The sequence below is a fragment of the Mesorhizobium sp. M2A.F.Ca.ET.042.01.1.1 genome (assembly GCF_003997405.1).
In the GTDB taxonomy this organism is placed as follows: domain Bacteria; phylum Pseudomonadota; class Alphaproteobacteria; order Rhizobiales; family Rhizobiaceae; genus Mesorhizobium.
In genome coordinates, this window is record NZ_RZRX01000291.1 from 1 (window position 1) to 7,262 (window position 7,262).

General features: G+C 64.4%; 7 protein-coding genes. 3 read left to right on the forward strand and 4 right to left on the reverse strand.

Annotated elements, in window-relative coordinates; translation table 11 throughout:
• The coding region (locus tag EOA23_RS29570) for an aldehyde dehydrogenase family protein (protein ID WP_127306735.1) at positions 1–1,405 on the forward strand (1,405 nt) is incomplete at its 5' end.
• 31 nt (positions 1,406–1,436) lie between these two features.
• On the opposite strand, the gene EOA23_RS29575 is transcribed toward EOA23_RS29570, so the two are convergent.
• Genes EOA23_RS29575 through EOA23_RS29590 form a run of 4 tightly spaced genes read right to left on the reverse strand, consistent with a single transcriptional unit; the run spans position 1,437 to position 5,574 of the window.
• Positions 1,437–1,751 (reverse strand): antibiotic biosynthesis monooxygenase, encoded by a 315-nt coding sequence (locus EOA23_RS29575; protein WP_042644923.1) that lies wholly within the window; start codon positions 1,749–1,751, stop codon positions 1,437–1,439.
• 56 nt (positions 1,752–1,807) lie between these two features.
• The gene (locus EOA23_RS29580; RefSeq protein WP_245474381.1) at positions 1,808–2,890 is read right to left on the reverse strand and encodes an energy transducer TonB; all 1,083 of its coding nucleotides are present in this window, start codon (positions 2,888–2,890) and stop codon (positions 1,808–1,810) included.
• A gap of 7 nt (positions 2,891–2,897) precedes the next feature.
• Positions 2,898–3,350, reverse strand: coding sequence for a hypothetical protein (locus tag EOA23_RS29585; RefSeq protein WP_127306737.1), 453 nt, complete (start codon positions 3,348–3,350; stop codon positions 2,898–2,900).
• 7 nt (positions 3,351–3,357) lie between these two features.
• Positions 3,358–5,574 (reverse strand): TonB-dependent hemoglobin/transferrin/lactoferrin family receptor, encoded by a 2,217-nt coding sequence (locus EOA23_RS29590; RefSeq protein ID WP_127306738.1) that lies wholly within the window; start codon positions 5,572–5,574, stop codon positions 3,358–3,360.
• A 201-nt stretch (positions 5,575–5,775) separates the two neighbouring features.
• On the opposite strand from EOA23_RS29590, the gene hemP reads away from it, so the two are divergent.
• Both hemP and EOA23_RS29600 read left to right on the forward strand, forming a co-directional pair.
• The gene (gene hemP / locus EOA23_RS29595) at positions 5,776–5,982 is read left to right on the forward strand and encodes a hemin uptake protein HemP (RefSeq protein ID WP_042644917.1); all 207 of its coding nucleotides are present in this window, start codon (positions 5,776–5,778) and stop codon (positions 5,980–5,982) included.
• Between the two features lie 49 nt (positions 5,983–6,031).
• Complete coding sequence (locus tag EOA23_RS29600; protein ID WP_127306739.1) at positions 6,032–7,093, forward strand: hemin-degrading factor; 1,062 nt, start codon at positions 6,032–6,034, stop codon at positions 7,091–7,093.
• The last annotated feature ends 169 nt before the right edge of the window (positions 7,094–7,262 follow it).

Below are 7,262 nucleotides of genomic sequence, written 5' to 3' on the forward strand. Positions count from 1 at the left end.
GCTCACCGCCGACCCGCGCATCGCCGGCGTCTGCTTCACCGGCTCGACCGAGGTCGCCAAGCTGATCGAGAAGCAGCTGGCCGAGACCGCGGCGCCCGATGCGATGTTGATCGCCGAGACTGGTGGCTTGAATGCGATGATCGTCGATTCCACCGCGCTGCCGGAGCAGGCGGTGCGCGACATCCTGGCGTCGGCTTTCCAGAGCGCCGGCCAGCGCTGCTCGGCGCTGCGCGTGCTCTACGTCCAAAAGGACGTCGAGAAGAAGATGCTGGAGATGCTGAAGGGCGCGATGGAAGCGCTCAACGTGGGCAATCCCTGGGCCATCTCAACCGATGTCGGCCCGGTCATCGACGACGAGGCGCAGGCTTCGATCAGTGACTATTGCAAGAAGAAGGGGCTGGAGGGCCGGCTGATCGCCAGGATCGAAGCTCCGGCCACCGGCCGCTTCGTCGCGCCGCATGTCTTCCGCGTCAAGGGCATCGAAGAGATGGAGCGCGAAGTGTTCGGCCCGGTGCTGCATGTCGCGACTTTCGATGCCGACGAGATCGACCAGGTCATCGCCGCCATCAACCGCAAGGGTTACGGCCTCACCTTCGGCCTGCACACGCGCATCGAGGGCCGGGTCCAGCATTTCGTCGACGGCATCCATGCCGGCAACATCTATGTCAACCGCAACCAGATCGGCGCCGTCGTCGGCTCGCAGCCCTTCGGCGGTGAGGGGCTTTCGGGCACCGGCCCGAAGGCCGGCGGCCCGCATTACCTGCGCCGTTTCCGCAAGGGGCCTGAGGCCGGAACCGAGGTTGTCGATGGCCACAAGGTGACCGCGACGGAACTCGCCGACAATCTGCCGGACCCGACGCTGGGCGGCTGGTCGATGCGGCCGGACCGCGTGGCGATCCTGAGGAAGCACCTGCGCGGCAAGGGCGCGGCGGCGATCGCCGCGGCCGCCAGCCTCGATTTCGGCCAGGTCGACCTGCCCGGGCCGACCGGCGAGGCCAACACGCTGTCGCTGGCGCCACGCGGCCGGGTGCTTTGCCTCGGCCCTGATGCCGAGACGCTGCTTGCCCAGACGATCCAGGCGCTCGCGGCCGGCAATGCGGTTCTGGCGGTCGCGCCGGGCGCGCCTGCGGCGCTCTCGGCGCTGACCGGCAAGGGCCTGCCGCTCTCGGCCATCGATGGCCGGCCCGATCCGGTCGAAGCTCGCTCGCTGCGCGTCGACGTCGTTGCCTTTTCCGGCACGCCGGAAGCGGCGCGCATCGTGCGCAAGGTGATTGCCGACCGCGCGGGACCGATCGTGCCTCTGGTCAGCGAGGTGCTGAACCCCGCGGCTTACGCGCATGAGCGCGCGGTCTGCGTCGACACGACAGCGGCAGGTGGGAACGCCAGCCTGCTTGCCGCCGCGTAGTCGGTTCGAGACGAGTTAGGCGGAGGCGCGTTCAAGCGCCTTCGACGACCGAAAACCCTTCGAACTGAGGGTGGCCGAGGTAATGAACCTTCGAGCCGCCGGCGTTGCGATGGGCGGCGCGGAAGTTTTCCGACTTCGTCCAGGCGACGAAATCCTCCTGGCTTGCCCAGACCGTGTGCGAGGCAAACAGCGTGTAGCCCTCGGTCTCGTTGACCGGCCCGCGCAGCAGGTGGAATTCCCTGAAACCCTTCATTTCCGAGAGGCTGGAATCGCGGTTTTTCCAGACGTCCTCGAAGGCTTCTTCCGAGCCGTTCTGGACCTTGAAGCGGTTCATGGCGATGTACATTGGTTTCCTTTCGAATTGCATGAATTGTGGCGTTCAGGATGGCTTCAACCGAGACTTCAGAAGGGACCGATCCGCGCTTTAAACACCCAACTTGATCTTCCTGTCTCGGGTGGAATGGGAGGGAACGGTGCCTGCTTGCGCACCAGCGTCAAAGCGAATTGATCGAGCTCGGCGGAGCCGGAACTTTCGGCGAGCTGCAGGTCGCTTATGCTGCCGTCGGCCGCGACCACGAAAACGACCCTGGCGTTGTTGCGGGCCTTTGCCTGGACCGATTTCGAAACGCGGCGGTTGGCGCGGGCAAGCCTCTTTTGAATTTCGCCGCTGTAGCGGGATTCCAGGGCATTGCCGGCGGCGGCCTTCATCTTACCCTTGCTGGCTATGGTCGGCGCATCGCGTGCGTCGCCATCCGCTGTTTCCGTGCCGCGCGTCTCAACGGGTTGGCCCGATCCTGCCGGTGCGCTCGACGTTGCGGCCGGGGCCGGTGGGTGTTCGGGTTCGGCAGGCGACGCGTCGGCGCTTTGCGGCTCGATCGCAGGCGTTGGTTCGCCGGCCATGGGCACGCTCTGATCATCTTGGCGCGCTGTGGCGGCCGTCAGCATATCGGGCGTGGAAGCAGGCTCCTGGGCGGCTTCAGCCGGAGGCTGAGGCGTTACAGGTTGGCTGGCCGGTTGCGGCGCTTCGGCCGGCGGAGTGGGCTGGACCGCTTGGCGCTTCACCGGCTGCGGGTCCGCCACCAAGGTTACATCCACCGTGCCGGACATCGCGTCATTGAGGGCGCTGCCCTGGGCGTCGGCGCCTGACTGGCTGCTGCCTTCGGCCTGGATCGCATCCAGGGGGTCGAATGTTCCGGCAGGCGCGATGAAAAACGCCGCCGCGGCGGCGGCATGGAGGAAGCCGGAGGCGACAATAGCCACCGGCCATTTGCGGTCTTGCGCCGACTGCCGTTGCTGCGGCTCGGCCGGCGGGATCGCCGGTTCGCTGTCGGCGTCGGAGAGGGGGTCGATGTCCTGCATGGCTCGCGAGGAGACCTGCGGCAAGCGACGCGTCCTTGTCAAATCAAGATCGGTTGCCGCAGGCAGCGCCAGGCCTATGCCGACCGGGGCTTGTACAAAGGCGTTGCGTGCCGGTTCGAAGCCCAACAGCTTGTCAGACCCCGAAAGCGATGGCGGTCCTGGTCGAGGTCTTCAAAGCGCGCATGCAGGCTGCGGGGTCGACGCCACTGCCGGCGCATTCGGTCGCGCTGTTGATCAGCACGCGGCTGAGCTTGCCGCAGTCGACGCCGGAAAGGTCGAAGCGGGTGACCTTGGTCTTGCCGGCCGGCAGGTCCTTGAAATCGAGCACGGTGAGGCGGTCGACGACGCCCGCCTCGTTGAACAGCGCGATCTCGAAAGCCGCCTTGGACAGGTCGGCGCCGAGCGCGTTGTTGACAACGAAGGTCAGCCGACAGCCTTTTTCCGAAGGCTGCGCGGCATTGAGCTCGAAACTCAATACCGAAGCTGGGGCCGGAGCCGGCGCGGACTGGGCCCACGCCGGCACCATCGCAAGCGACATCGCGAACGTCGAGGTCAGCAGACGAAGGGATGTCATCAAGCGTTTCATGTTTCGCTTAGCCTCCAAAGCGCATGGTTGCCGCGAGCTTCAGCGTGACGCCGGGTTCGTAGAGGACGGCGGTCGTGCTGCCGTTGAGCGGGTTGGTGTATTTGACGTCGAACAGATTGTCGGCGCGGAAATCGACCTTGAAGTTGTCGGTCGCCTGATAGCTGGCGAAGGCGTTCACCAGCGTATAGTCCTTGGCCACCGCATTGCCCTTCGGCTTGCCGTTATACTGCACCTCGCCGCCGACCGTCAGCTTGTCCTCGAGGAAGCGCAGGCCGAGCTGGGCGGTGACCTGCGAGGAGGGGATGGTGGCAAGGTCAGCGCGCCCGCCCTCATAAGAGATGGTGTGGCCGTTGATGATGGAGGCCGACAGGCCGGCATAGCCCCAGCCGGCGTCGTAGACGCTTTCCAGCTCGAAGCCGTTGATCTTGGCCTTGGCGAAGTTCTGGTACTGGAAGCAGATCGGAATGCCCGGGCCGAACGGGCAGCCGCTGGTCGGATCGAAGGGCGAGAGCGTCACGCCGTCGATGTAGTCGTCGACATTGTTGTTGAAGTAGGCAGCCTTGAGCCGCAGCGCGTCGCCGCCCTCGATGATGTCGTTCTGCTTGTAGTTGACGCCGAACTCGACGGTCTTGCCGGTCTCGGGCTTGAGGTTCGGGTTGGGCAGGAACGGGAAGCTGACGCCAGCGGGATGGTTGCCGCTGATCAACGTCTCGGTCAGCGAGGGCGAGCGATAGCCTTCCGCGTAGGTGCCGTAGAACTGCAGGCCTGCCAGGCCGACGCTTTCGAAGGGCGAGACGCCGATGGTGACGCGCGGCGAAATCCGGTCGCCGGAGGTCTCGTTCGTGTCGTCCTTCAGGCTGTAATTGTCGTAGCGCAGGCCGCCAATGACCTCGAGCCATTCCCAGGTCAGCTTGTCCTGGATGTAGGCGCCGGAGACGTTGCGCTTGCCCGACGGTGTATAAAAACTGTCGCCGCCGGCGCTGCCGCCGGTATCGACATCGTCGCCAACCCAGTCGCCGCCATAAGTCAGCTCATGCGCGACGCTCGCCGTCTCGAACCGCGAGGTGTTCCAGATGTCGATGCCGGTCGTGCCGACATCGAAGGTCGACAGTGAGCCGGGCGGCAGCACCACGGGCAGGCCGGTGGTCGGATCGAAGCGGTTCTGCGCGGTGAGCGTCGTCAGGTCGAGAAGCGTCTTGTTGTAGGAAGCGTTGATGTGGAGGTCGAGCCAGCTCTTGGCATCGTCGGTGATGTTGTAGCGGGCCGTGAAGGTGTTCGACTTGAGGTCGACATCGTTGGCCGGCACGCCGCCGCTGGTCTCGGTCCAGCCATCCTTGGAGCCGACCCAACCCAATTTCAATTCGCTGTTCTCGGTCGGGCGGATGGTGGTCTTGAGCAGGCCGCTCAGCACGTCGAACCCGGTGCCGGCAACGGTGTCGCCGCCGCCGTTCTTGTAGTCGCCATAGTCGCGGTAGACGATGTTGCCGAGAACGTCCCAGTTGTCGTTGATCTTGTAGGCGCCGGTGGCGCTGGTGGTCCAGCCCTTGCCGTTGCTCTCGTAGCGTCCGGTCAGCGAGCCGGCCCAGGTCTCTTCCGGCTTGAGGAAATCGGTGGCGTCCTTGGTGTCGAAGAAGACGACGCCGCCGATGGCGCCGGAGCCGTAGGTGTTGGCGACCGGGCCACGGATCACGTCGACCGACTTGATGAGCTCAGGATCGACATAGAAGGTCGACTGCGTGCCGTGGTCCGAGCGCTGGAAATCCTGCCTGGCGCCGTCAACGATCACCGCGACGCGGCCGAAATCCTGCAGGCCGCGGATATTGATGCTCGAAGAGACGCGGCGCGCGTCGGCCTGCACGGCGACGCCGGGCACGCCGAGCAGCATCTCGTTCGGCGTCGTCGCCATGCGGCGGTCGAGCTGCTCCTGATCGACATGGCTGGCTGAGGCCAGCGATTGGATCGCCGTCTCGCCGGTGCGGCTGATGACGAGGATCTTGTCGAGCAAGGTTCCTTCGGCAGCGGCCTTCTCGTCAGCCTTCTTTTTCTGATCGGCCTGCTGGCTCGTCGCCGGCTGCGTGGCCTGTTGCGCTTTTGCCGCCGATACGTTGAGCGCGATCGCCGCCGCTCCGGCCATCAAGATGGCAATGCCGCTCGCCATCGATCGGAAGCCCGAACCTGCGTTCTCGCCCGCCAGGTCCGTTCGTCCCCAAGTCACCAACCCCATGCCCCAACTCCAGATTTTCAGGCTCGTAGCTGGCTGGCCAATGGCTCGCTCGCATTTTTGATCACGTCCGGCGTCTTAAATGTTGACTCATTTAGTCCGGTAATGCACTGACTAGTAAACATGATTATTCGAGTCAAGAATTGAATCGGCATTTTATGAGGCTGCGGCCACGGTGGCCGTCAGAGGAAAGGGACCGACCCGATGAACACGCACAATCCCAACGATTTCCGCTATCGCGTCCGCCGCCCGGAAGAGACGCAGATGCGTTACGAACGGGTGCCGCTGGCGGTGAGAACGCTGTCCAGCAACACACTGTTCCAGGGCGAGCATGAGATCGGCATCGAGCATCACGGCGCACTCTACCGCCTGAAGATCACCCGCCAGGGCAAGCTGATCCTCAACAAGTGACCGCCGTCGGCGGGCGATAGACGAACATCAGGCAATACAGGTGGACGACATGGACCAGCGCGTTAAGCCGTCGCCGGAGGAAATCCGGCGGGCGCGGGAAGAAAATCCGAAAATGCGGGAGCGCGATCTCTCGGCGCAATTGGGCATTTCGGAAGCGGAACTGGTCGCGGCGCATTGCGGCATCGGCGCGGTGCGAGTCGAGCCGCGCGTCAACGACCTTCTGACCGGCCTCGAGGCGGTCGGCGAGGTGATGGCGCTGACCCGCAACGAAAGCGCCGTGCATGAAAAGATCGGCATCTACGACAAGGTCGTCACCGGCAACCACAACGCCATGGTGCTTGGCGAAAACATCGACCTGCGAATCTTCCCGAAGGTCTGGGCGCATGGCTTTGCCGTCGAGAAGCGCGACGGCGACGAAATCCGCCGCAGCCTGCAGTTCTTCGACGCAGCGGGCGAGGCGGTGCACAAGGTGCATCTGAAGCCAGCATCCAGCCTCTATGCCTACCAGAAGCTGGTGGCGAGCCTCGGATCATCGAACCAGGAACCGACCGTCGCGATCTTCCCAAGCGCCGCGGAAGCGGGAGGTGAGGGCCAGGCTTCGGTTGCCTCGATCGACGATCTGCGCGACCGCTGGAGCCGGCTCACCGACGTGCATCAGTTCTTCGGTATGCTGAAGACGTTGAAGCTCAGCCGCCGCGAGGCGGTGCGCATGGTGGGGCAGGACTATGCCTGGCTGCTCGACAATGATGCGGTGAGCGCCATGTTCCATCACGCCGCCGCAGGCGGGATGCCGATCATGTGCTTCGTGGGCAATCGCGGCTGCATCCAGATCCATTCCGGCTCGATCAAGTCGGTCAAGCCGATGGGACCGTGGATCAATGTGCTCGACGAGACCTTCCACCTGCATCTGAGGACCGATCACATCCACGAGGTCTGGGCGGTGCGCAAGCCGACCAAGGACGGCCACGTCACCTCACTGGAGGCCTACGATGCCAATGGCAGCATGATCATCCAGTTCTTCGGCAAGCGCCATGAAGGCGAAGGCGAGCGGGAAGAATGGCGTTTCCTGGCCGAGAACCTGCCCCGCATCCCAAGCCCCACCGCTGCATAAGGTAGCACCCAATGCGCTTTGTTCTCAGTTTCCGCGCGGCGCTTGCGCCGATGCTCGGTGTCCTGCTTGCCGTCGCCATCCAGCCAGCCAGGGCCGAAGAAGGCACGGTGGTCTTTTCCGACTCCTCGCGCATCGCCTCCATAGGCGGATCGATCACCGAGATCGTCTA